This is a genomic window from Bartonella sp. B23 (assembly GCF_053793815.1).
In genome coordinates this window covers 1,454,544-1,478,697 of sequence record NZ_CP200033.1, presented here as the reverse complement: position 1 = coordinate 1,478,697, position 24,154 = coordinate 1,454,544, and the positions used below count along the sequence as shown (strand labels likewise).

At 37.5% G+C, this 24,154-nt stretch carries 22 protein-coding genes; 7 read left to right on the top strand and 15 right to left on the bottom strand.

From position 1 onward, the window contains the following. Positions 1 to 11 precede the first annotated feature (11 nt). The 14 genes from V4B17_RS06455 to V4B17_RS06390 form a co-directional block, all read right to left on the bottom strand. Entirely contained in the window at positions 12 to 710 is a 699-nt protein-coding gene (locus V4B17_RS06455) for a virB8 family protein (protein WP_455479330.1), read from the bottom strand. After that, positions 707 to 850, bottom strand: a complete 144-nt coding sequence (locus V4B17_RS06450; RefSeq protein ID WP_455479329.1) for a TrwH protein — start codon at positions 848 to 850, stop codon at positions 707 to 709. The genes V4B17_RS06455 and V4B17_RS06450 overlap by 4 nt, the downstream gene beginning before the upstream one ends. A 1,258-nt stretch (positions 851 to 2,108) precedes the next feature. Beyond that, complete coding sequence (locus tag V4B17_RS06445; RefSeq protein WP_455479328.1) at positions 2,109 to 2,846, bottom strand: type IV secretion system protein; 738 nt, start codon at positions 2,844 to 2,846, stop codon at positions 2,109 to 2,111. A gap of 234 nt (positions 2,847 to 3,080) precedes the next feature. After that, entirely contained in the window at positions 3,081 to 3,965 is an 885-nt protein-coding gene (locus V4B17_RS06440; protein ID WP_455479327.1) for a type IV secretion system protein, read from the bottom strand. 190 nt (positions 3,966 to 4,155) lie between these two features. Then, entirely contained in the window at positions 4,156 to 4,914 is a 759-nt protein-coding gene (locus tag V4B17_RS06435) for a type IV secretion system protein (RefSeq protein ID WP_455479326.1), read from the bottom strand. Further along, positions 4,911 to 7,382, bottom strand: coding sequence for a VirB4 family type IV secretion/conjugal transfer ATPase (locus V4B17_RS06430; RefSeq protein ID WP_455479325.1), 2,472 nt, complete (start codon positions 7,380 to 7,382; stop codon positions 4,911 to 4,913). Before V4B17_RS06430 ends, V4B17_RS06435 begins: the two co-directional genes overlap by 4 nt. A gap of 2 nt (positions 7,383 to 7,384) precedes the next feature. After that, positions 7,385 to 7,693: a type IV secretion system protein VirB3 gene (locus V4B17_RS06425; protein WP_455479324.1), complete on the bottom strand. Its 309-nt coding sequence runs from the start codon at positions 7,691 to 7,693 to the stop codon at positions 7,385 to 7,387. 12 nt (positions 7,694 to 7,705) lie between these two features. Continuing rightward, positions 7,706 to 8,017, bottom strand: coding sequence for a TrbC/VirB2 family protein (locus V4B17_RS06420; protein ID WP_455479323.1), 312 nt, complete (start codon positions 8,015 to 8,017; stop codon positions 7,706 to 7,708). A gap of 234 nt (positions 8,018 to 8,251) precedes the next feature. Next, entirely contained in the window at positions 8,252 to 8,497 is a 246-nt protein-coding gene (locus tag V4B17_RS06415) for a hypothetical protein (RefSeq protein ID WP_455479322.1), read from the bottom strand. Positions 8,498 to 8,628: 131 nt separating this feature from the next. Beyond that, positions 8,629 to 8,943 (bottom strand): VirB2 family type IV secretion system major pilin TrwL, encoded by a 315-nt coding sequence (gene trwL, locus V4B17_RS06410; RefSeq protein ID WP_455479321.1) that lies wholly within the window; start codon positions 8,941 to 8,943, stop codon positions 8,629 to 8,631. 149 nt (positions 8,944 to 9,092) lie between these two features. Continuing rightward, on the bottom strand, positions 9,093 to 9,407 hold the full coding sequence (trwL, locus tag V4B17_RS06405; protein ID WP_455479320.1) for a VirB2 family type IV secretion system major pilin TrwL: 315 nt from the start codon (positions 9,405 to 9,407) through the stop codon (positions 9,093 to 9,095). Between the two features lie 119 nt (positions 9,408 to 9,526). Next, positions 9,527 to 9,841 (bottom strand): VirB2 family type IV secretion system major pilin TrwL, encoded by a 315-nt coding sequence (gene trwL / locus V4B17_RS06400; RefSeq protein ID WP_455479319.1) that lies wholly within the window; start codon positions 9,839 to 9,841, stop codon positions 9,527 to 9,529. Next, entirely contained in the window at positions 9,807 to 10,103 is a 297-nt protein-coding gene (gene korA / locus V4B17_RS06395; protein WP_455479318.1) for a KorA family transcriptional regulator, read from the bottom strand. Before korA ends, trwL (V4B17_RS06400) begins: the two co-directional genes overlap by 35 nt. Positions 10,104 to 10,230: 127 nt before the next feature. Then, complete coding sequence (locus V4B17_RS06390; RefSeq protein ID WP_455479317.1) at positions 10,231 to 10,887, bottom strand: trwN protein; 657 nt, start codon at positions 10,885 to 10,887, stop codon at positions 10,231 to 10,233. Positions 10,888 to 11,609: 722 nt separating this feature from the next. Here V4B17_RS06390 and V4B17_RS06385 point away from each other — a divergent pair. Further along, positions 11,610 to 11,897, top strand: a complete 288-nt coding sequence (locus V4B17_RS06385) for an H-NS histone family protein (protein ID WP_455479316.1) — start codon at positions 11,610 to 11,612, stop codon at positions 11,895 to 11,897. A 932-nt stretch (positions 11,898 to 12,829) separates the two neighbouring features. On the opposite strand, the gene V4B17_RS06380 is transcribed toward V4B17_RS06385, so the two are convergent. Further along, positions 12,830 to 14,092, bottom strand: coding sequence for a ubiquinone biosynthesis hydroxylase (locus V4B17_RS06380; protein ID WP_455479315.1), 1,263 nt, complete (start codon positions 14,090 to 14,092; stop codon positions 12,830 to 12,832). Between the two features lie 461 nt (positions 14,093 to 14,553). On the opposite strand from V4B17_RS06380, the gene V4B17_RS06375 reads away from it, so the two are divergent. The 6 genes from V4B17_RS06375 (at position 14,554) to V4B17_RS06350 (ending at position 23,325) form a co-directional block, all read left to right on the top strand. Further along, the gene (locus tag V4B17_RS06375; RefSeq protein ID WP_455479314.1) at positions 14,554 to 16,989 is read left to right on the top strand and encodes a DNA translocase FtsK 4TM domain-containing protein; all 2,436 of its coding nucleotides are present in this window, start codon (positions 14,554 to 14,556) and stop codon (positions 16,987 to 16,989) included. A gap of 124 nt (positions 16,990 to 17,113) precedes the next feature. After that, positions 17,114 to 17,722: a LolA family protein gene (locus V4B17_RS06370; RefSeq protein ID WP_455479313.1), complete on the top strand. Its 609-nt coding sequence runs from the start codon at positions 17,114 to 17,116 to the stop codon at positions 17,720 to 17,722. 30 nt (positions 17,723 to 17,752) lie between these two features. Continuing rightward, on the top strand, positions 17,753 to 18,568 hold the full coding sequence (locus V4B17_RS06365) for an exodeoxyribonuclease III (protein WP_455479312.1): 816 nt from the start codon (positions 17,753 to 17,755) through the stop codon (positions 18,566 to 18,568). A 60-nt stretch (positions 18,569 to 18,628) separates the two neighbouring features. Continuing rightward, on the top strand, positions 18,629 to 20,113 hold the full coding sequence (locus V4B17_RS06360; protein WP_455479311.1) for an efflux transporter outer membrane subunit: 1,485 nt from the start codon (positions 18,629 to 18,631) through the stop codon (positions 20,111 to 20,113). Continuing rightward, the gene (locus tag V4B17_RS06355; RefSeq protein ID WP_455479310.1) at positions 20,110 to 21,336 is read left to right on the top strand and encodes an efflux RND transporter periplasmic adaptor subunit; all 1,227 of its coding nucleotides are present in this window, start codon (positions 20,110 to 20,112) and stop codon (positions 21,334 to 21,336) included. Before V4B17_RS06360 ends, V4B17_RS06355 begins: the two co-directional genes overlap by 4 nt. Positions 21,337 to 21,339: 3 nt before the next feature. Further along, on the top strand, positions 21,340 to 23,325 hold the full coding sequence (locus V4B17_RS06350) for a MacB family efflux pump subunit (RefSeq protein ID WP_455479309.1): 1,986 nt from the start codon (positions 21,340 to 21,342) through the stop codon (positions 23,323 to 23,325). Positions 23,326 to 24,154: the final 829 nt, after the last annotated feature.

Here is a 24,154-nt window from a genome sequence, read left to right as displayed (position 1 = left end):
TAATCAATTCCTTAATTATTCAACAGCATTTCCGGGTCAACACGGTAACTTGTCACTTGGAAACCAAGGGGGTTAAGCAATCGATCAGATGATTTCATTGGTGCTCCAACATAGGTGTATCCAATTGTCGCGATCTGGTGTTGTTTTGCTCCAACTGTATTATCGCTGTTATGTTGTTGTGTCGTAAAACGCACAGTCGCTTGACCACGTCCATTTGGTTGTATCGATCGTACTTTAACTGTTATGCGTGCCTTGTTGGAAAGCACTTTGTCACGTGCATTGTCACCTTCATAGATTTTATAAAATTCCTGTTGAACGGTTGGTGCGCTTAAAAGTGCTGCAGTGTCGTAGTTCAGCTGAATGGTGTCGTAATCGTAAGTTTCGCGGTTAAGGACATATTGATTGAGCCAGTATTTATCTACAACTTCGCCATAGCTGGTTTCATGTTCGCGCATTGTAGAGATAACATCGACTGCGCCAGTTGTGTTATCAACGCGTAATACTAAGGGTGTTGGAGCTGGTTGAGAAAAACCGACAACTCCGCACATCATACCGAACAATCCAAAAATGCCAAAGACGCTCGCTACACGCCATGCCGTCCTACGCGACTTTATAAATTCATCTATGAGTTCACGTTCTAAACCTCGACTTTCTTCGTAATAACTATCAAGTCGCTCGGCTTTTACTGGTTTCGCCTGTTTTTTTTTCATATTGTTCCTCGCTGGATTTCGGCAGGGACTGTTTTATTAATGGGAACGCGGTTCCAGTTACTTGGTTGTTTTGGTTTTGGCGCCAACTCACAAGCCGATAAAAGACCGGCAATCAAAATTATAAAAATGGTCTTTTTCATTTTAATACTCATCTTTTACAACCGTAATATATTCCCCATAGCATTTTTCATCATTATTTTAATTTTGATATAAAGTAAAGTACATAGTTTGCAATTTTTTATTTTTTAATTTCATTATCTTATTTATTTATAGAAATTGTTGTACCTAGCATAGATATTTTTACTGATCGATTTTGTTATTTTGATTATTTAATGATACGGTTTTTATGGGAAATATTGCTTCTTATAGCCCCTAATTTTTATAGATGTTCCAATATAATACCTTTTTTAATGTTTTGGTAATAATTGATAATTTGAGTAACAGCATAATGGATATGATAGAAAAGATGAGGATTTTACAAAACATGCAATCCCATATTCGATTCAGAAATTTTCCGCATAGTTTGAAAAATAGTCATCATCAAATTTAATATGGCATGGGCATAAAGAGCATTATATGGCTCAGGGGTTTGACTATTCATTGTTTGAAAACGTGATAAATCTGTAAACCAGAGTGAAGCAATGATAGAGAGTGATTCGAGTTTTATTAGAAAAATAAGTGTGATTTTGCCAGTGCAGTAAATGCGCTCCTATTGCTACAAGGAATCTTATTGCAACAGGTAAGATGAGTATTATGAAGATCACATAAAGCAGACCATAAATTTTCTAAGCAATCACTTTCTTTGAAAATACAGATTGCATAATCAAATTCATCACTGGCTGTTGTGTTATGCAAGCTATCTGGTTGGTTATTATTTTAGAAACCTTTTATAAGTCGGTTTATCAAACCGTTTTGTAGTTCCTTTATTAAATTTGTGATTTTTAGCTGATAAAGCTTCACTGTCAGAGCCACTAGTGCTTATTTACAGGCAAATGGCTTAGAAATCCAAAGACCGGCTACCTATTTCTTCACAAAGGACAAACTATCCACATATGACGAAAGCGATGGCAAGCTGGCTTGTAAAAGGGTATAATCACAGCAATTGCTTTTGAGGAAATATCTATAACATATGTTTTTACTATTTGATCAATTTGGCAGAAGAATCATGTGAACATATTAAGGTTCATGGCATTCCTGCTTAATGAATCCTCAATTTTTCTTTATCTGAGCACACAGACACATGTTCTGTATTTACATAATTCATTCACATATTTTTATCGAGATTATTTTGACCGTGATAAAATTTCTGTGTGCTCTTCTAGATTATTAGAAAACACCGATATTTCATATAGGATCTGTTTGCACAAAAAGAGGAGGCGAATGTTATTAAAAAATTTGTTAAAATTTTATATAAGGCATCCCGAGGTTTCTCGTATCAATAAATCTCTCATATAACTTGCGCTTTTGTACATTGATAAGTATATCTTCGGCATTCTGTAAATGTGCAACCATTTGCATCTTTATAGATTCGTTTTTAATCATAGCTAATACGTTCTTAATGTGTGCTTGTAATTTGGTAACTTCTTTTAGATTTTTTGTCTTTTCTATTTCACTTAATAATTTTCTAATTTGTGTAAAACGGTTTTCTGCATCTTGGAAAGCTTGCAAACTTACAGCTTTACTGACAACACCACCATATTTGAGACGATCATTAATTGTTTTGCGTATTTTACGCCTGATTTGTCGATTATATCGGTCCTCTAGGAATATAACCTTCGAATCAAACGTACGGAGCTGATCGTCTATTACATTAGAAAAATAATTCGCACTATAATCAAAGTTTGGACCTGGATAGACAAGCTGTGGATTCTGAAAGAAAAACCGTACACCGTTTTCTTGCAATGCCAAATCTCTTGTTCTATTACCTGTTATAGATTGATAGATACTTATCGCCTTTTTAACTTGCTCTTCACTTGCTTCAACCTGTTTTTTTAGTAACTCGATAATTTTTCCATATTCCTCTTTTGTAAAAAGAATAGGTGAATTTAGAGACGATCTTCCATTATCATTTGCTAGAACTAAATTTGTCACTCCAAAAAATACAACCATTCCCGTTACGATGAACAGTTTTTTCATGTAACACCTCGCTGAATTTTAGCAAAAATTACCTTGTTAATATATACAATTCTTATTTCATAACTTTTGTCTTGGAATTAACCAACAATCTGACAAAATTATAAAAACGATTATTTTAATGATAATTTTTTATAATAGTAGTACAACACCACAACATTTTTATCATTATTTCAATTTTGATACAAAGTAAAGTGTACAATTCATAATTTTTTGCTTTTTAATCTCATTATCTTGTTATTTTGTTACACGGCTTTTACGGGAACTATTGCTTCCTGCGGCATCTAATCTCCATAGATGTCTAAATGTAATGCCTTTTGCTAAGGAATTGGCAATGCCTGATATCTTAAGCAGCAACATAATGGATATAATGGAAAGAATGAAAGCTCCCCCAAACATGTAACCAACATTCTGACTGTAATCGATTTTCAAATCTTTCAAATAGTTTGCAAAGATGGTTATAATCATATTGAATACGGTGGCTAGAAGCACAAAGAAAATCACATAGCTTAAAATTTGAGCTACCCACCGTTCGAAAAAGCGATAAGTTGGCTGCCAGAGTAAAGCAATAATAAAGATTGGCCCCAATCCTACAAGAAGTGTAATTGCGATTTTTGCCAGCAAAATAAAACCGCCACTGATTGCTAGCACAAAACTTGTTGCAAGCAATATGAGGACACCTAAAAGACTGTAAAGATATCCATTAGCGTCGAAGAAAACACTTTCTTCGAAAAGACGGCTTGCATACTGGAATCCTGAGGTTGCTGCTGAGTCAAGTAAATTCATTAATTGAGCATTATTGAGTGAATTATTTGTCAGCGCTTTTGAAAAATCATAAGGCATTTCTGTTATCAAATTTGCGATTTCATTTTGATAAAGTCCTGATGTCAGGGCTATTGAAGTAACAATGCTTATTCGTAGGCAACGACTCAGAAATCCAGAAACTGGCATATCTATTGCTCCACGAAGTATGAGCCACCCATATGTAATGAAAGCAATCGCGAGACCAATTGACACAAAGGGTGTAATTGCAACAATTGTTTTTGAGGAAATATCCGTAACATATGTTTTTGTTGCTTTATCGATAACATCGCAAAGCTGCGTGAACATTCCAAAACTCATGATATTCTTCTTTCAATAAATTTCCATTTTTATACAATTTGCTAGGCATTTTCTGTTAAAACTGTTTTAAATTAGAGTTAAACTTTATTACCCTCTCACACTATGCAAAAACATTGAACATTCCATATTAACCTTTGGTTTTTACGAGCCGAAAAGAAAAATAATATTAAAATATTATTATAAAAAAGCCTCATCTGATAAACCTTATAGAGGGCATGTCCGTATTTTTGCTATTCAAAATTCGAATACTGTGCCTGTCTTTCTGTTGTTTGATAAGTTCTTGTTCAGTGCTACGTAAATGCGCGATCATTTGCAGGTTTACTGCTTCATTTTGGATCATAGCTAATATGCTTTTTATACGAACATGCAGGTCGGAAGTGCTTTTTAAATCATTTGTTTTATCGATTTTACTTAACAATGATAAAATATGATTCAAACGAGCTTCTGTATTGTCAAAAGCCTTTGAACTTATATTCTTGTTCACAGCTGTTGTATATAAAATACGTTCTTCAATAGATTTACGTACATTACTGGCAGATCCGATCAGATTTTCTTTTTTCTGCATGTCTGTGAGTGCTGCCAATATTTCTGAATGTTTTTCTTTATTATAGATCGATTTTGGATTTTTTAGAAAAAAATCATGATAATCCACATTCCTAGTATCAGATTTCCGATTTCCTGTTATAGATTTATAGGTTTCTTCCGCTTTCGCGAGTTGCTTTTTATTCATTTCAAGTTGTTGTTTTATTAAATTGATAAGCTCTACATAATGCTGTGGTGTAGAAGGTTTTTTGGGAGGCTTTTTAGATGATCCAAAAGATAATTTAGGCCAATCTGTTGGAACTGTTGCATTTAAATCTGCAGCTCCCGCTCCCCATATCCAAGCTTTTACTAAGTTCGTTGTCCCTAGAGTTATTACTAATGCCATTGCAATAGTTACTTTTTTCATACTTCCCTCCTGTTTGTTTTTACATGTTGTAGAAAAATTGGTAACCACACTGCCGGATCATCGCCTACTTCGGCGATAATGCTTTCAGCTAATTCCGCGTTGTCAGGTGTGCCTGACAACACCAAAAGTTCATCACTAAAGTCGCGCTCTACAGTTTCTCCATTGATTGTTAGATAGAATTTTCCGAGATTTAGCTCTGCGAGTGCAGATTGATCACCTTGCTTGATGAGAAACTGATGGCTAAACTCACCAAGTCCTTTAATTAATTCAAATTCAGTATCTGTCAGCTTGAAACCTTCTATATAATCTTCGTAGTGCGCTTTAGGATTGGCTAGAAAAATATAAGTCGCACATTGCTGAATGAGAGTTTTGGCTATATTGCTTTCTAAAGCGTCGCTGGGTTCTTGTGTAGCGTAAACGAAAATACCATTTTGTTTACGGATAGTTTTCTGTTTATTCTTTGCTAAATCTTCAAAGTAGGGATCTTGCAAAGGTTTCCAGAACTCATCAAAAATATACATAAACCGCTGTCCGCTAATCATTCCTTCTGTGCGGTAAAGTAAATACATCATAACAGGGGTACGAGCTTCTGGGTTATCTAAGAATTCGGTAATATCAAAGCCGTAAATTTGATGTGTTGAGAGATCAAGTTCATCATTGGGGTTATCAAATAACCATCCATAATCACCTCCTTCGCACCATTTTATCAAACGAGCATGAACAGAAGGGTGTGCATCATGACTACCTAAATGCGGATTTGGCAAAAATTGCACCAAAAAAGACAAGCGGCGTAATGATTTGTCAATATTGCTGCTCATGACAGACATGACAGCTTTATTAATTTCCTCTTCGTCGTGGTGTGTAACTTTGCCACCAGCTTCTGCCAATTTTTTAACAAATTGCTTTAGAAAAATCAGGTTATCTTGTGTGGGAGGAAGTTGAAATGGGTTGAAACCACTTGGTTTGCCAGCTTTAAATGACAGGTATTGACCACCCATTGCCCGAATGGCAACTTCCATGCCACGGTCTTTATCAAAAACAACAGTTGTTGGTTTAAATTTTTGCGCTTGTGCTAACAAAAAACTGAGCAGTACAGTTTTACCAGAACCAGATTGTCCGATGAGTGCAGTATTTCCAAGTAAGCGCTTATCTGTTGCATCTTCTTCAAGCTTAGAGGCATGAAAATTGAAATAAAGCGGCGTTTTACTCGTTGTTTTAAGAATTGTAACCGCTGGCCCCCACGGATTCTCACTCGGCTTACCTGACATAAAATTATGAAAGGACGAAAATGATAAAAAATTCAATGATGTGATCGGTGCGGGGCGCGGCCGCCATTTCCAATTTCCGGGAAGTTGTGCCCAATAACCAGCTTCTATAGCTAAATCTACGGGTTTAGGTAATACTGCAACATCTAGAAGTGTTGCACTTGCTTTTGCCATATGTTCACGAACTTGTTGAATTGTATCACCATAGATGGTTAATGTACAATGATGTTCTCCCATGACAAAATGTCCACTTACGAGCTGGTTTAGTGCTTCGTCAATTTGCTCAATTTGACTGGTGGCTACATCGCGGGCATCGATGAGATTACGCTGATGCCGCTGCAAATAATCTTTAGCTGCATGTCGCGAGAGCACTGAAAAACTTTGTGTCAAGATGAACTCAAAATCACTTTCTAGCAAAGCATTGAATTGACCTGGCTTTGTTACTACGTCGTATTCTTTAATTTCTATCATTCCGAATCGACGTATTCCGCTGGTTGTACGAAGTTCACCAAATGCTCCCCACTTTGAAAAAAAAGGCCGATTAACAGACATATAATCAGCAAAACGATCGTGGCAGATCGGCATAGGATGGTATTCACCATTGATAAGCGTGCTAAGAAATTCAAGTGCAGAAGAATAAATATAACCATTTTTTTCATAGATACCAAGAAGCTCTGCGCCGTAGTGTTTTAACGATTGACCTAAAGTACGATTGATGTCATTGAGGGCTTTAATGCACGATTCCTGCCGCATTTTCTTTTGATCGAGCGTTTCACGTTCATGTTGAGAAAAAAATGACATAATCTTATCGGCTACCGGCTGAAAAACGATGGTCAAATAAAGATCATTAATCATCAGATTATAACCAATAAAGCTTTGCCGGTATTTCTCATCAAGTTGGTGGCAAAACGTTTTATCAAATGTTGAGGTAGGATATTCATAAACACGGCGGCGCACAATATGTGTCCACAATGATAAATTAGCTGATGCAATACCACGTAGAGTGTTGTTTAGCTCCTTAGTCCACTGAAAAATATCTTCTTCCGAAGCACTTTGATGTGAACGTCCATCAATTTTCCAAACGGACAAATATTCTGCGTTTTTAGTAGAAATAATTGTATCTGTAATATGGTGTGAATAGGGTATAAACAGGCCTACTGGCGTCTCTGACATAAGACGCTTATTGCTTTCAACAGCCGTCATACTTATCTCCTTTTACGGTAGTTAGAGGGGCTGTAACTTGATGCACCCCAAAAGCTCTTGTTACGATTGCGGAATTTGCTATCGACCCACAACCACCAAATCCGAAATGCTTTATCATCATTCTTGGTAATTTGCGCCATAATGAACCAGAGTGGTGGTGCAATTATCCACAAAAAGATATTTACCGTCATAGCAACGGCAGCCACACTTACAACCATAATTATGAGTGGCATCATTGGAACACCCCAAATTGTCGGAACGCGAGTCGCTCCTTTAAATAAGGGAAACGTTTTATGTTTTTGTGGTTTCATTATGAACTCCAATTAAGTGATGTAAAACAATATCCTGCTGATATAAAATGCTGCACTGGCTATGATAACACTAAACGCCCATCGTAAGAATGTGGCTTTTGTGATGAGGCTAAATGCATAAATGAGCAGTAAAAATAAAAGAATAACAGCACCAGCAATAGGAATAAGCATACTGAGCCCATACTGCAAACCTATAAGCATATCTATCTTATTCATTTTTTCTTGGGCATATGCAGGTTGAATCATTAAAAACATAATAAAAATTGCCAAAACAATCCTGATTTTTCCGCTAACTTTTGTCTGAAGAGTATTGGAGCATTTCATATTCTTATTCTCATCATGGTTGAAGCTGTCATAAATGATACCCATTCATTTGCAGCATAAACGAAAATTACCATTGGCATGCCTACAATAGGACGCTATGAAAAACATTACATTTAAAATCATTTTGTATATCTATTCTTTGCCATAAGTAACAATTAGAATTAAACAACATACTATTGAAATAAACTGCAGATTCTGCAATGACAGCATGGAATTGCCCATCGTATCATATTTCTATCTGATAAAGCGCCATGCGCAACCAATTACTAAGCCAAAAAACATTACAGCAGCAGCAAGAGAGATGATTACAGAAATTTCTATTTGCAGAGCATCTAATATTTCTTTGGCGTCTTCTGAGATTTTTGGAGCATATAGAGGAGTAATCATAAAAAACATAACAACAACTGCAACAATTATATTGTCCCCATCGTTATTCTGTAATTGGAAATTACTTAATCGTTCCACATTGCGTAATCTCATTAGATTTAACCAGCACAAACGGTTTTTCCTGTAGAAGTAAAGAAACACCTCTGCTGATCAGTTAAATTAATAAAACAAAGGCCTCTTTTCGCTCAAAAACACTCTATGCTAAATAGTTCTACACCTCATTCTCAGTTACCTTTAAACAATAAATTAGCAATTTCGATTGCAGATCCTGCAATGACAACACCGATTGCCCACCGCACAAAAGTATCTTTTTCAATATAACGCCCTGCGTAACCAATTGCTAAGCACAACAGGATTATAGCAGCAGCAATAGGAATAATTGTCATTAATTGATCTTTAAAAGTCTCTAAAACATTTTTTGCATTTCTCAAACCCTGTGCTTGTGCATACACAGGAGATGATAAAAACACATTCATCATTGCGGCAATTGGGATGATTGCATTATTAACTACTATTTGAAGAATATTTCCTTTTTTCATATTGCTTACTTTAATCCAGATCACAGTTTATACCAATTGTTCTCCTTTTTTCGATATAAATAAAATCCTTATTGATATATACGGGTGTCTATACAATTGCTGAAATTTAAAGATCCCTTCAAAAAATAAGGACATTTCACGATTCATACTCATGTTTTGAACAATGTGTTGGCAATTTCAACTGCAGATCCTGCAATGACAACGCCGATTGCCCACCGCACAAAAGTATCTTTTTCAATATAACGCCCTGCGTAACCAATTGCTAAGCATAAAAGGATTACAGCAGCAGCAATAGGAATGATAACGTCCAATTCATCCTTGAATTTTTTTAGAATACCTTTTACTTTGTCTAATTTTTCTGCTTGAGCACACAAAGGATGAGTCATAAAAAACACAGCTGCTATTGCGACAGTTCCTATGAATCTACCACTAATCATTGCTTTAAAAGTATTTAATTGTTTCATATTATCTACCCCAATTCAGATTATAATTAACATAAATAACCTTCTTTTCTCGATGAAAACAAAATCTTCATTGATATATGTAAAAACACCAAAACTCAGGTTCTTTTTATGGTTCATTCTCATTTCGTAAATAACATATTGGCAATTTCAGCTGCTGATCCCGCAATGACAACACCGATTGCCCACCGCACAAAAGTATCTTTTTCAATATAACGCCCTGCGTAACCAATTGCTAAGCACAAAAGGATTACAGCAGCAGCAATAGGAATAATTGCACCCAACTCGGTCTTGAACGTTGTTAAAATATCTTTCACCTTATTTAAATTCTGTGCTTGAGCACATAAAGGATGAGCCATAAAAAACATAGTTATAGCTACAACAGTTTTAACGATCTTATTATTAACTGCTGTTAGAAGAATATTTGATTGTTTCATGCTTTTCGTCCTGATTAAGTTTAAAACTGCCATAAACAACTCCTCTTTCATGAAGAAATTTAAATAGATATTTTGGATCAGCCCAAGTTCTCAGTTTTCCTCTTTGCGTAAGAATCGCATATTTACTGGGGATTCCTGTTATTGGGTCATCTGCAACAAACGTAAAGTACCATTTTCTTTCTGAACACATCACAATCGTAATTTCGCGTGCTGCCTTTTGGTTAAATGCCATATCGACACTATTTTGTTCTATCATTTTCATTGTTTTCGCCCTTAATTAGAAAAAATCATTCAACCTTATACTAATTAGAGCTTTAACACTTCTTTATCTACCTTTCATTCTTGTATCCGATCAAAATCATAGTTCTAATCCGTAAATACGGTAAGCACTATTCCTGTTTTTTCCCCAATGAAGAAGTGTCTTCTGCTGCGAAAGCATCATGAACACCACCTGCTTTATGCATAAACACATCCACTAATTCTTCCGAAGTGACGGAAAGAGACCCCGTATCAATTTCTTGTTTTGATCTTTCCGCATGAAGTTTTACAGGTCCTTGAGATTTTTCATCTAAAAGCATAGGACTTTCCACTCGGGCATGTGAAGCAATCTTCTGCACATAAGTATTCGTAAAATCACCTTTAAAATTTCTCGCGTTATAAAAACCTAACGCATTTTGCAAATCAGCTCGTTCAGATCTATATCTCGACACTATTTGATTGTAACAGCGTATTAAAGCAGCTCTTACAACTTCAATATTTTTACAAAGATCAAATACATTAGAGAAAAAGACACCAAACCGTTCCAAATTTTCGACATCAATTTGTCTTAAGTTTGAGACAAAATTATGTCTATTTGACTTAAACTGATCAATTATTATGCTTGCTTCTTTAAACGTAGACGCTTGATATGATAATTCACCACTATCATGAACATCTGTTGCGTAGTTATTATTCTGTGTTCTTTGCACTATAACAGTTAAAAACGACATAAGATGTACGATACATGCACATAGAGCAACAAACATCATGAAATTTTGAATAGTCATAAGCAATACATCCAATGATGAAAAATACTGTTGATGTAGGTGTTAATACCGCGTGGTTTTTCTGATTTTTTCCATGTTATGTCTTTGTAGATTTGCAAAATGAAATCTCTTAGCTTAGAATATTTTTTGCAATCATAGATCCGACTTTTAACATATGCTAACAATGGATTAATTGGATAAATATGTGGAATTAAACCACAATCAATATTATAGTCATTATGTTTGCAAAAAGGGAAATTACTCTCAACTGAGAGCCGTTGCGGAGCAGCAACAGAGTCCAACTGTCTTGGGTAATTTTCTGATTGCCTAAACCTTTTAGGAGAATAGAGAGATGAAGAAAAAATTCGTTGTATAAGAAAATACTTCTTACTGTTAAAATGAAACACACTGTCACTATATGGAGAAGACTTGCTCTTTATCACGTATCGCCATAGTTTATAAAGCGACGATTTACATTTATTGCTGACCGCTGTTTCATGAGATTCAGAGGAGTGGGTGTTTTTTACATTCCAATCACCAACTCCAACGATCAAATTGAAAAACGATACGACTGTGATAACTGAGACACAAATAAATAATTCTTCGTGGTTCAAAGCACATCTCCAGCAAAGTGATATATTCGTCATAATTTTAATTTCGATAATAAATAGATAAAATTTGTATATAATTGTGTTTAAAGTATGGCAAAGCATGATTCTTTTTTTGCAAGGGGAGTAATTAAGGTGAATGATCTCAAAAATATGAATTTTGATGAATTACAAGAGATGCGTGCACAAATCGATGTAGAACTAAAAAAGCGGCAAGCAAAAGAGAAGCAAAATGCACGGCGGAAAATTCTTGAAATTGCAAGTGCGCATGGAATTGATATAGCTGATCTTGTGAGCAAAGAGCGTCATTATAGAAATCCCAATAACCAATGGGAATTGTGGAATGGGCGTGGGCGTAGACCCAAATGGATTAAAGAATGGTTGAAGAATGGTTATACTCTTGAGGAGTTGGAAGTAACTTAATACATATGCAATCCTTGTGAGGTCAAAAAAATAGCAAAAGATATGAACTTAAAAATCGTATTCTTTCGAGTCATTTTGTGTATTAAAGGCTGCTATATTAAAATGCTGAGTGATCAAATATTGATTAAATAAAGTCATAAAAAGAACACAAATCTACTTACGCATAAATAGTATATCACCATAATATCTGGTAATGTTATTCTATTTTCTTGCTAAAATATTGTATATGCACCTGTATTAATATGACGTATGAAGTAATTTTACTCTTTATCTTGAATAATTTTGTTTGTATGTTGCCTCCTCTTAAGGTGCAAGCAAATTGTTCTTATTGAATTATCATAAAATGATTGAAATAGACGAACTCTACTGTGTTTGAGGGACTAGCTCTATATTATAAAATTGATAAATTGTTGTTGTAAATAAATATATTCAGACCCATGTCCTTATGTTTTTGAAATACTACTTCATCATTGGTCTGAGGTTTTTATGAATTTAGGTTCAGTTTTTTCGTTTAAAATTACCTACATTAGGCATCGAATTTTATCTTTTTATTAGTTTGTATGATTTTGATGAGGAAGTGTCTTAGAAAATAAATTTTTTATGGTCAATATCAATATTAATATGATTTTTGGTATATTTAAAGTGTCCGTTATCCAGTTTTATTGCCTATAAAATTTAAAGGGCGTATTGAAAATAAAAAGGTGGAGCAGTTTCTAACTTCTTTCTCTTTTTTTGTGTGGGAGATGGTAGGTTTCAGTATATGGGTTGTTACGTGATATGATGATATAGGGTGTTGGCGGTTTTATTGCATGTCATAATAGTTTTCCCTAAAATCTTGATATTTTAAAATAAGCAAAAGGCTCATTTTGATAAAATAAGAATCTTATCCATGAATTGTAAAAAGTGGAAAAATACGATTTTAATTCATTTTATTAAATTGGCAGTCCGTGTAGCAGACGTGGAGCATGAGGAGTGATTCCGGAAGCTTCCTGAATGAAGTATTTTTTTAATTTTGGTGCCTGATTGACAATTCCAAGACCAGTATCACGAAGCATTCGTAAGAAGAGGTTGTCATTAGAAAAAAGTCTATTGAGCCAGTCATTGCTTAAAGCCATACGCACAGTTTCAAAACGTCTCCAGCTTTGGTAGCGTTCCAGAGCTATAAGGGATCCGATATCAAGACCCAAACGTGCCGTTTCGATAATAACTTCAGCGAGTGCAGCGCTATCACGTAGTCCTAAATTGAGCCCTTGTCCTGCAATGGGATGGATTGTGTGGGCAGCATCACCAACAAGGGCAAAACGAGATTTGACACAGTGACGTGTTAAAGAAAGATTCAGGGGAAAAGCTTGACGTTTACCATTCCAAGAGATTTTTCCAAATCGATGACCAATGCGTTTTTCGAGTTCTGTTTCAAAAATAAGGACATCAGCTTTGAGGTAATATTGCGCAATTTTATGGTGTTCATTCCATACAATAGCAGATCGATTGCCTTTGAGAGGGAGAAGAGCGAAAGGTCCAGAAGGTAAGAAATGTTGAGTTGCTTGTCCATGATGAGGTTTTTCATGTTCAATCGTGCAGACAATTGCTGTTTGTTTATAGGGATGAGAAAAGCGCTTTAGGCCTGCTTTTTCGCGTAATTTTGAACGTTCTCCGTCGGCTGCAATAAGCAATTTCGTTTGCCAAATATCTTTATTGCTTAAAGTGACAGCTGTATGCTGGTCTTCTTGATGAAAATCAATGACACGCATGTTTGCAATGATGGTGATATCGAGCTCCTTTATACGCTTTTTTAAAGCGTGGATGAGCTCTCTTTGTTCCACCATAGCAGCAAAAAATTCATTAGGTGCAACATTTCCTTCAAAGGTTAAAAGAACCGGTTTTACTGGATCATTTGTGTGTGAATCCGTGATGATCATAGAATAAATAGGTTGGGCATAGGGTTTTATATGTTCCCAACATTGCAATTGTTTTAACATACGAATAGAAGCAGCAGAAAGGGCAATGGTTTGTATATTGGAAGTGGGGAGTCCTTCTTGAGGCGCAGCATCAACGATATTAATTTGCAGTTCAGGAGCTGATTGCTTGAGTGCTATTGCCAGAGTTAAACCGACAGCTGCCCCTCCAGCAATGAGAATATCGCATTGTTTTATATTTTTATTGGTTTTTTTGCGCTTATTGAGATCAGAATACACAGTATTTCATTCCATTGTTTGTAGTTTGTTTGTTTTTAAACAGAATATTTTTCTTTAACATTATCTTTTCATAATATTCTGGCTTCCTTCTTGCTCTACAGAACTATATTCTTTGACTTGCACGGATCTGTGAAACAAGGAGACTTTTAGTTTACTCTTTCTGATAACCATTCATGTAATTTACTTCACAGTTTCACTAAGCAAATCTTATTTTGAATATTCTGTTTAACCTTACACTTTTATACTTAGTTGATGTAAAAGAAAACTGAAATCAAACAGTGATAGTATTCTATTTTAATGATGCATGAAAGCGTCTTAGTATCACCATTTTGAAGGGTAATGTTTTATGACCATATAGGGTAGGGAATTGTTATAGTTATGATGGTTAAAACTGTATTAATATTTTGCGGACATAATTTTATAACCTTTTAACATGAATATTTTGTATTTGGAATTAATGGATGCACCAAAGCTCTTCCCCTTATAATTCATTAGAAGTGCAAAAATCTTATAGTTTGCGGCTCATTGAAATGTTTTTGCGCCAAATTGGTGTTTTCATTGGGCTTGGGCTTTTAGGCTTCATTGTTTTTTGCGTTTTCGCTTTGGCAACTTGGAATGTTGCAGATCCATCTTTAACCCATGCAAGTACAAACAAGATTACAAATTTTATGGGGTGGCCAGGAGCAGTTTTTGCAGATTTTGTCATGCAGTTTTTTGGTTTGGCAAGTCTTGGTATTCTGTTACCGCCACTGTTTTGGTCATTTCTTTTGCTAGCACAAAAAGATATCCACAATTTGATTTTTCGCTTTTTTTTGTGGATGGTCTCAACGGTTTGTTTTTTAATTTCTTTTGCTCTTATGGCTCCTGTTGTCTCTTTTACGTATTGGCCATTACCTATGGGGTTGGGAGGGGTTTTAGGAGATAAAGTTTTAAGTGCTGCTTCTTTAATTTTCCCTATCCCGCGTTCTTCTTTTCAGAATGTACTGTTGGGCATTGCTCTTATCGTTTTAGGTTTTCTAATAGCTGCTTTTGCGGGTAATGTTGTATGGCGGCGCCAGAAAAATAAAAGAAAAGTGAAAAACGTCCGGAAGAATGAAATCATGGATCAAATTTTGGATGTATCAGAAGAGACAGAATCTGTTGCAGATGAAGTACAGCACGGCTTTTTTACAACAGCTTTTGGAGCTGTTTTACATCTTTTTTATTTTTTACAAGCGCGCTTTTTTTGCCTTTTCTCTTTCAAAAATCAATCTAAAAAACAAGAAAAGCTCTTTGATCGAATTGAGCCAACTTTCTTTGATGAAAAAACAAAATGTGAGGTGTCTCGAGATCGAGATAAGGTGCCTGTTTTTCCCAAGAAAAGCCGTGTTTTAAAGTCCTTAACAGCTTCTCCAAATGGGAGCTTTCTTCTCCCACTTTTGGATTATCTTTCGGTTCCACCTCCAACCGCCAGAGATGCAAAACTTTCCCCTGCTACCTTGAAAGCTAATTCTCAGGAACTGGAGGGGGTTTTGTTAGATTTTGGTGTTAAAGGGCAAATTATTGATGCGCGTCCTGGTCCAGTGGTAACCTTGTATGAATTTGAACCGGCTGCGGGCATTAAGTCTTCCCGTATCATTGGTTTGGCAGATGATATTGCGCGCTCGATGCGTGCAATTTCAGCGCGCGTTGCGGTAGTTCCAGGACGTAATGTGATTGGAATAGAATTGCCTAATACAAAGCGTGAGATGGTTTACTTGCGAGAAATGTTGCAGGCACAAGAATTTATTGACAGCAAGGCAAAGCTAGGACTTGCTTTAGGTAAAACAATAGGCGGTGAAACGGTTATTGCCGATTTAGCAAAAATGCCGCATCTTTTGGTGGCTGGTACAACAGGGTCAGGAAAATCTGTTGCCATCAATACAATGATTTTATCACTTCTTTACCGGATGACATCTGAACAATGCCGTTTCATTATGGTGGATCCGAAAATGCTTGAACTTTCAGTTTATGATGGCATTCCCCATTTGTTAACACCTGTGGTAACAGATCCTAAAAAAGCTGTGGTTGCGCTTAAATGGGCCGTTCGTGAAATGGAAGAACGCTACAGCAAAATGTCAAAACTGGGTGTGCGTAATATTGATGGGTTTAATGCGCGTCTTAAGGAAGCAGAAAGTCAGGGAGAAACAATAGCGCGGACAGTTCAAGTTGGATTTGATCATGAAACTGGTGAGCCTCTTTATGAAACGGAAAAACTCGATTTTAGTCCTATGCCATATATTGTTGTCATTATTGATGAAATGGCCGATTTGATGATGGTTGCTGGTAAAGACATTGAAGGTGCGGTTCAACGTTTAGCACAAATGGCGCGTGCTGCCGGTATCCATGTGATTATGGCAACCCAGCGTCCTTCAGTGGATGTGATTACTGGAACGATTAAAGCCAATTTCCCCACACGCATTTCTTTTTCTGTGAGTTCAAAAATTGATAGCCGAACAATTCTTAGTGAACAGGGTGCCGAACAATTGTTGGGACAAGGAGATATGCTTTTCATGATGGGAGGTGGGCGTATCCAGCGCGTTCATGGGCCTTTTGTGGCTGATGATGAAGTGGAGCAAGTTGTAGCGCACCTCAAAGCACAAGGGATCCCTAATTATTTGGAAACTATTACGCAAGAGATTGCGGAAAATACGCAAGATGTTTCCTTCGCAGCGCTTCCAGTAGATGATCCTTATAGGCAAGCTGTTGCTGTTGTGCTTCGTGATCGTAAGGCTTCGACTTCTTACATCCAACGCCGTTTAGGTATTGGTTATAACCGTGCCGCTTCACTAATTGAGCGTATGGAAGAGGAAGGTATTATTAGCCCAGCAAATCATGCGGGAAAACGAGAAATTTTGGTATCTGCAGAAGAAGAATAATTTTGAAATAAAAATCTCTTGATAGTTATTTTCAAATAATATTTTTCTTTTGTAAAGAAGGGCATTTATTCAGCATTTGTTACTTAATAATAAGATAAATATGTATTTTTTGGGAGCATTTTCTATGAAAATATTTTTTATATCACAAAGAAGAATCTTTGAGTTTACCGGAGTCATTGTCTTTTGTTGCCTAACTTTTTCTGCTTTTGCACAGACATCCAATAAAGTGGCACGGGCGCAGGATATTGCTAATCGCTTTGCGGCAATTAAAACAATGACGGGTGATTTTATTCAGTTTAGCCCAAAGGGAAAAATGTCTCAGGGGACATTTTATTTAGAGCGACCAGGGAAAATTCGCTTCATTTACAAAAAAATACCGTTACAGATCGTTGCAGATGGTCAATTTGTGGGTATTAATAATCGCGCGCTGAATACCTGGAATTTTTCACAGCTTTTTCAAACGCCGATGAAGTTTCTGTTAGATGATAAAATTGATGTATCTTCGGGGCGGTTATTGGAATTTCGTGAAGATCCTGGGGCGGCGACAATTGTTCTGCGTGATAAAAGCATTGGAGCAGGGAAAATAAGAATGGTTTTTGACTCTAAAAGCAATATCTTACGTCAATGGACAATTGTTGATCAACAGAATTTGGAAACCACGGTTCAAATCATCAATGTGCGTACGGGCGTTAAGTTTGCTGATGGGATGTTCACACTCCCTTCGAAGAAATAGTGCGGTGTTTTGTCATTGGGATTGAAATGGATGTTCTTTCGTATTGCAACTTGGAATATTAACTCTATTCGTTTGCGTCTTGCACAGGTTTTCCAGTATTTGGAACTCTTTTCTATAGATGTTTTGTGTCTACAGGAGACAAAATGTCCAGATGCTTTATTCCCCGTTGAAGCTTTTGAAGCTGCAGGTTATAAGTATCTCGCATTGAGTGGACAAAAATCTTACAACGGTGTGGCAATTGTTTCACGTTTGCCTTTTAAGAGCATTGAAAAGCATTCTTTTTGTCAAAAGGAAGACTGTCGTTATATTTCAGTTATTGTTGAAACTTATAGCAAAAACATACGGATTCATAATTTTTACGTTCCTGCTGGCGGTGATGTGCCTGACGCTAATGTGAATGAAAAATTTCGGCATAAACTTGATTTTTTAGAAGAAATGTCTTCCATTCGTGCGGATCGAGGAGATGGTCTTTCTTCTCTTTTGGTGGGGGATTTAAATATTGCTCCTTTGGCAGAGGACGTTTGGTCTCATCAGCAATTGTTGAAGGTTGTGAGCCATACTCCCGTTGAAACCGAGCGTTTAAAAGCTTTATGCTGTCAAGGGGGATGGGTTGATCTAATGCGGTTGCATATTCCTGTTCCTATCAAGCTTTACACATGGTGGAGTTACCGTGCGCGTGATTGGTCACTTTCTGATCGTGGGCGGCGGCTCGATCACATTTGGTCCTCTCAAGATTTAGCACCTTTTGTGGTAGATCTTTCGATCTTTCGTAACGCCCGCGGGTGGGAAAAACCTTCAGATCATGTTCCAGTGCAAACTGTATTTGATTTTTCACGTCAAGTTTGAAATAAGAAGTAAATAAAATATTAATGACATTACTGATTCTGGGAAAATGCAGGAGATTGGATGTATATCAAAAATCTCGAAGGGGTTGCTTATAATAGATTACGCTATAGTGTTTTGCTGTGTTGTTTTATATTATCGGGATGTATGGTTGGTCCTAATTACCAGAAAACATCTTTTCGTGTTCCAGCAGTTTGGGGAGAAAAATCTGCACAGATTGTAGGGCAGCCAGTTGCGCTTGCTGGATGGTGGCGTCATTTGAATGATCCTGTTCTAGATGCATTAATGGATTATGCGGTTTCTGGAAATAATAATGTTGCTGTTGCCAAAGCTCGGGTACGTGAGGCGCGTGCGGGCTTAGGACAGGCTGTTGGAACTCTTTTGCCAGATGTGTCTAATTCAATTTCAGGAACCCGTAGTCGTTCTGGACAGTCTGATGCATTGTTAAACCAATATCATAGTGGTTTTGATGCAAGCTGGGAGCTTGATTTTTTTGGTGGTCATAAAAGAGCAGTTGAAGCCGCGCGTTATGGTCTTGATGCAGCTGTGGAAGATATGCGGGCTACCATGGTGACACTGTTAGGAGATGTGGCAACAAATTACGTACAGATGCGTGGTTGGCAACAGAAATTGTTGATTGTGCGCCAGATTGCTGTATCACAACGTAAAACCTATGAATTGATGCGTGCTAGATTAACAGCTGGTGATATTTCTGAGCTCGATGTTTCAAATGCGCAAGCGCAAATGGCAAATACAGAAGCAGATATATCACAGATGGAAGCGAATTTAGCAATGAGCATTCATCGCCTTTCTGTCTTAACTGGTTGTGTGCCTACGGCATTGAAGGATCTTTTACAAAAAAATGCTAAGCATGCAAAAATTCCACAACCGCGCTGGCCGATACCAGCAGGAATTCCAGCTGATATTTTGTTAACACGTCCAGATTTGCGACGGGCAGAGCGTCAATATGCACAAGCGACAGCGCGAATTGGTCAACGTGAAGCAGATCGCTATCCATCACTTACTTTAACAGGTAATATTTCGACAGCAGCAACGGCGATTGATCAGTTATGGAAGAATTCAACGATTGGCTGGTCTTTTGGACCGGGTCTGCGTTTTCCTTTTTTTAATGGAGGTCAGGTCGAGGCTTCTATTGTGGTTGCGCGTGCACAGCGTGATCAAGCTTTTATTGCTTATCGGGCTGCTGTGTTGGGAGCTTTAGAAGATGTAGAAAATGCGCTGGTAAGATTAACTAAAGAACATCAGCGCTTAGAAAAGCTAATCGTTGCGAATAAGGCTTTTCTGCATTCCTTAAAACTTTCACGGAGCCTTTTTGAGAATGGAAACACCAGTTTTCTTGAATTGTTAAATGCTGATCGCTCTTATTACTCTGCACAAATGGCACTCAAAGATAGCCGTGTTTCTTTGGTTACGCAATATATTGCGTTGATGAAAGCATTGGGGGGGGGCTGGGATGGCGTTGTTGATGTATCACGTCCAGAAGTTGTTGATGGTGCACCTCGTTCGCGTGCAAAGGTAGGAAAATGAAAAAAAGCTTACTTAAAAACTTCATTACAAAATACAAAAAATGTTCCTTCTTTTTAACCGCTATATTTCTTCTTCTCTTGTTTTTATGGTTGCGTTCTGTTGTTTTTGGGACATCTAGCCCAACTTATATGACAGCGATGGTGAAGCGCGGCGATATCGAAGAAAGTGTTTTGGCTTCTGGTGTCGTGCGTCCTTATCGGTTAGTTGCTGTTGGTGCACGCGCGACAGGGCGTGTGGTGTCAATGCGTGTTTCCCCTGGGAGTGTTGTAAAAGAAGGCGATCTCTTAGCAGAAATTGATCCTACAGATCAAGAAAATGATTTAAAAAGAAAAAAAGCAGCATTATCCTACTATTATGCAAGTTTGGTAGAACAAGAAGCCTATCTTTCTCTTGCGCAGAAAAATTTAGCGCGGCAGAAAAAAATGATTGAGTCACGTGCGATTTCACGGGCCAATCTCGATGACACTGCGACACAAGTAAAAATACGTGAGGCGCAAATTGCCCAACTTAAACAGCAGATTGTGCAAGCACAAATTGATGTGGACAGTGCAGAGGTCAATTTAGGGTATACACGCATCACTGCCCCTTCAGCAGGAACGGTTTTGGCAACAATTGTGGAAGAAGGGCAGAATGTGAATGCGGTTCAGTCGGCGCCAACAATTCTTATTTTGGGTGATTTATCAAAGATGACGATTAAGGCGCAAATCTCCGAAGCTGATGTTCTTAAAGTTCAGGCTGGACAACAACTTTATTTTACAGTTTTAGGGAATTCAGAGCGTCGTTATGAGGGCGTTTTGGAAAAGATAGAGCCTGCTCCCGAAGCAATTCGTTCTGATGTGAGTATTAACCCTAGCATGGTGGGTGGGTCTAGTGCTTTAATTTCATCAGCCATTTATTATAACGGAATTTTACATGTTGATAATGCGGATAATTTTTTGCGAACCTATATGACTGCTCAAGTTCATATTATCTTAGGACGCGCTCAAAATGTCTTGTTGGTTCCAAGTGATGCCTTACGCGATGAGACAAAAGAGCATAAGGCATGGGTTTTTGTTTTGAAGGGGGGGAACAAGGTAGTTGCCAAACAGGTAAGCGTTGGATTGAATAACAAGGTGATGGCAGAGATTGTTTCAGGACTTAATGAGGGCGATGTCGTTATTACCGGCTCGCTTGATGGAGTGATGCCAGAGTCTTCTGATGTGCATAGTGAAGACGAGATTTAAATCATGAACACAAACCGAGCAGATGCTGTCTTCGTGTTGGAAAATGTTGTACGCAAATTTCCGGCGGGTGAAACATTTGTTACTGTTTTGAAGGGCATCAATCTCACCATTAAGCGCGGTGAAATGGTAGCGATTGTGGGAGCTTCTGGTTCCGGAAAATCCACATTGATGAATATCTTAGGCTGTATTGATCGAGCAACTTCTGGTCATTATTGGATTGCAGGGAAAGAAACAGCTTCTCTTTCAGCTGATGAATTGTCGGCTTTGCGGCGAAATCATTTTGGTTTTATTTTCCAGCGTTATCATTTGTTGAATGAATTAACAGCTCTTGGGAATGTTGAAATTCCAGCTGTTTATGCAGGATGTGCTGTGAAAGCAAGGAAAAAGCGTGCACAAGATCTTTTAACGCGCTTGGGTATGGGTGATCGGTTGAATCATCGTCCAAATCAACTTTCCGGTGGTCAGCAACAACGCGTGTCTATTGCTCGTGCTCTCATGAATAATGCAGAGGTTATTCTTGCTGATGAGCCAACCGGTGCACTGGATAAACAGAGTGGACAGGAAGTGTTGCGTATTTTGGACGAGCTTCATCAAGAAGGTCGTACTATTATCATTGTAACCCACGATATGCAGGTGGCAAAAAGAGCAGAGCGTATTATTGAAATCAGTGATGGAGAAATTATTGCTGACAGTATGACAAAGGTTGCGAAAAAAAGAGCAGCGGGGGAAAAAATAAAAACGGATAGTCAGTCTTTTTATGAAAAACAACATCTTGGCTCTTTTTTGTCTTTTGTTGAGCGGTTTCGTGAGGCATTTGTTATGGCTTTTTTGGCAATGCATGCACATCGAATGCGAACCTTTTTAACAATGCTTGGAGTGATTATCGGTATTGGGGCGATTATTGCTATGGTGGCTTTGGGAAATGGCACACGAGAAAAAATTATAGAGAATTTTAATAGTTTAGGGTCTAATACATTGACAATTTTTCCGGGCAAAAGTTTTTCTGATCCACAAGCAGAGAAAATAACAAGTCTTGTTGAGGCTGATGCGGAAGCCTTGTCTGGGTTGTATTATGTTTCTGGTGTAACACCTCAGATTTCAGCAAGCTCGAAGGTGCGTTTTGGTGCAATTGAGGTTAATGCTGTGATTGCGGGGGTGGGAGAACAGTTCTTTCAGACACACGGACTCAGCGCTGTTCAAGGGAGGTTGTTTGATCAAAAAAGTGTGCATAACCGAACGGTTGATTTGGTGATCGAAAAAGACGCAATTTCTGTTCTTTTTCCCCATAGTCATGAGAGCCCCCTTGGGAAAGTGGTGCATGTGGGGAAGATTCCTGCGCGTATTGTTGGTGTGGTAGATCCACAACATAATGGAGGTGTGTCAAATACGTTGCAAGTTTATTTGCCCTATACAACCGTGCAAACGCGTTTTCTTGGAACTACGCAGGTTCGTGAGATTACAGTTAAGATTGCTGATGATATTGATTCACATTTGGCGGAGACCATGGTAAAGCGTTTTCTTATTATGCGCCATGGTAAGGAGGATTTTTTCATTAGAAATTCTCAGCTATTTCGTGATCGTGTCATGGAGAGTACAAATATTTTAACGCTTTTAGTGTCTTCAATTGCAGCTATTTCACTGATTGTTGGCGGTATTGGGGTGATGAATATTATGCTGGTTACTGTTTCTGAGCGGATCAATGAAATTGGGGTGCGTATGGCAGTTGGAGCGCGTCAGAGTGATATTTTGCAGCAATTTTTAATTGAAGCGGTTTTGGTTTGTGTGATTGGTGGTGGTTTGGGAATCTTGTTTGGGCTTTCTATCGGTGGCTTGTTTCTTCTGTTTAAGGCACCTATCTATTTGATTTATACATATGATTCGATTATTCTGTCTCTTACTTTTTCAACCCTTATTGGAATATGTTTTGGCTTTTCGCCAGCGCGGCAAGCTTCACGACTTGATCCTGTTGTTGCTCTCTCACGCGATTAAGAACTAATCTTTGCAGTGGGCGTGTTTGTTGTGAGGCGTTCCACTTGGATGAAGTGTTTATGATGCGAAACATGGATGGGAAAAGTTTATCATTCTTCGCTGCTACTATTTCAGAAAATGCTTTATTCGTTAGGTAGAGCATACTTTGTGTGACGTTAAGGAATGAAGTTTTATGGCACAGCATGTCATGAATAAATTTCCTTTGTCTTTTTATAGCTATACAAAATACAAGGCGCGATAATTTTAGGATTTTAACCTAAAAATAGGCGAGGAAGTGGAGTGTATATCTGTTAAAAAAGAAGAAAATTTAAACGAAAAGCAGCTTATATTCAAAAACGAACGGGTATATGAGGCGGGTTGGTCTCTGTAGTTTCTCTTTTCTTTATTTTTGGACAGGATTTTTCTCACAAGTTATATGGCAAAAAGGAGAAGCGTTGGTATTAGCAACGCTTTGTTTGGGATAGTTTGGAACTTTGTACGCTGGAGATACAGGTTTTCTGCGAAGTTCCAGTTTTGTGGGGAAAATGAGATGAATACATCTATGAGCTTATATTGCTGAGAATGTTAATTGCTGTATTCATTTTATGTGTATCGGTGTAGCTGTTAATTGGTTTTACGATATACTTCTTTTATTGTATTTAGCTTTTCCTGAATATTAAAGAAACTTACAAAAATAATGAACTAAATCTTCACGCTTTAGTGGGTTATTGGGTGATATTTATCAAGGATGGTGGGAAGAAGATTCTACTATTTTTTAGTGTATGTCCAATAGATCGAGTAAGCCAAGATTTTTTGGGGAAGTAACAGACATTGACGAATTTGCCTAGGC